The following is a 1,700-nucleotide window of genomic DNA, read 5'->3' as shown; positions in this document are numbered from 1 at the left end:
GCGAAGGCGATGGTCAGCGCCACCGGCGCGAACAGACGACCTTCAAGCCCTTCGAGTGACAGCAGCGGCAGAAACACCGTGACGATGATGATGACGCCGGATGTGAGCGGGACGGCAACCTCGCGAGTCGCCTCAAGCGTCATGAAGATGCGATCGGAAAGACTGACGTCATGCGCATGCGCCATGCGATGTTCGACGTTCTCCACGACGACGACAGCGCAGTCGACCAAAAGTCCGATGGCAATCGCGAGACCGCCGAGCGACATGATATTCGCCGAGAGTCCCCACCAGCGCATGATGCCGAACGTCGCGAGCGCGGCGAGCGGCAAAATGACCGAAACGACGATCGCGGCGCGAAGATCGCCAAGAAACAAGACGAGCAGGATGACGACGAGGACGATCGCCTCGATCAGCACCTTCTGTACGGTCCAAACCGCTTTGCCGATCAATTCGCTGCGATCGTAGAAGATTTCGATTTTGGCCCCGTTCGGCAACGTCGGCTCGATCTCGGCCAGGCGCTGCTTCACGCCACTGACCACCATGCGCGCGTCCGCGCCGCGCAGCCCGAGAACAAGTCCCCACACCGCCTCGCCTTCGCCGTTACGCACGACGACGCCGTTGCGCGGCAACGCGCCGTTGCGCACTTCAGCGACGTCGCCGACGCGCACGATGCCCGTGTCACGCGCGGCGATGACGACGGATCGTATCTCCTCAAGCGATCGCAAACGACCTTCGGCGCGCACCAGCAGCGCTTCCTCGCCATCGCGCACGCGCCCCGCGCCGTCGTTCTTATTGTTGTTAGCGAGCGCCGACTGGAGCATCTCCACGGTGACGCCGCGAGACGCCATGGCGGCTGGAAACGGCGCGACTTCGAAGGTGCGCACGAAGCCGCCGAGCACGTTGAGGTCGGCGACGCCCGGCAGGCCGCGGATGGCGGGGCGTATCGTCCAATCGAGCAGCGTGCGTTGCTCCGTCGGCGTGAGATGGCCGCCGACGATGGTGAACATCACCATCTCGCCAAGCGGCGTGACAATCGGCGCGAGGCCGCCGGAAACGCCGTCCGGCAACTGACTTTGCGCTTGCGCCAGACGCTCGTTGACCTGCGCGCGCGCCCAGTAGATGTCGGTCCCTTCCGAAAATTCGAAGGTGATCAGCGTCACCGAATAACGCGTTGTCGAGCGCATGCGGACGAGGCTGGGAATGCCTTTCGCCGCGAGCTCGATCGGCACGGTGACGCGCGCCTCTAACTCCTCTGGCGTGAGGCCCGGCGCGCGCATGGCGACCATCACCTGCACCGGGGCGACGTCCGGAAAGGCGTCGATCGGCAGCTTGAAATAGCTGACCGCTCCCCACGCGGCGAGGCCGAGCGCGCCAAGAAAGACGAGCAGCCGCTGTTGAAGCGCGACGCGGATCAATCTTTCAAGCATTGCGCATCGTCACCTTTCGGCCTCGGCGAGTTCGGCAAGCAAGGTCAACAGGCCCCGCGTCGCCACGCGTTCGCCGGCTTTGAGCGCGCCCTGGACCGACGCGTATTGCGGCGTTTCGGAAACCAGCATCACCGGGGTCGCGACAAAGCCTTCCGGCGCTCGTACAAACACCCAATTGTGGTTTTTAAAGTTGACCAGCGCATCGGCGGAAACGCGCCACTGCGTCGCGCCGCCGCCCGCGACGCGCAAGATCGCCTGCACCGCCTGGCCAGG

Annotated in this window: 1 protein-coding gene and 1 pseudogene; both read right to left on the bottom strand. The window is 64.7% G+C overall.

Annotated features, from left to right (window positions below; translation table 11 throughout):
• Positions 1-1,427, bottom strand: a 1,427-nt coding sequence (locus NEI07_RS06360) for an efflux RND transporter permease subunit (protein WP_256033461.1), incomplete at its 3' end; no start/stop codon positions are given.
• A 9-nt stretch (positions 1,428-1,436) separates the two neighbouring features.
• Positions 1,437-1,700 (bottom strand): annotated as a pseudogene (locus tag NEI07_RS06355) (efflux RND transporter periplasmic adaptor subunit); the annotation flags it as partial.

Origin of the sequence: Methylocystis suflitae (assembly GCF_024448135.1) — a bacterium.
GTDB classification, from domain to species: Bacteria; Pseudomonadota; Alphaproteobacteria; order Rhizobiales; family Beijerinckiaceae; genus Methylocystis; species Methylocystis suflitae.
The sequence above is the reverse complement of the archived record's forward strand: the minus strand, read 5'-3'. Positions and strand labels throughout refer to the sequence as shown.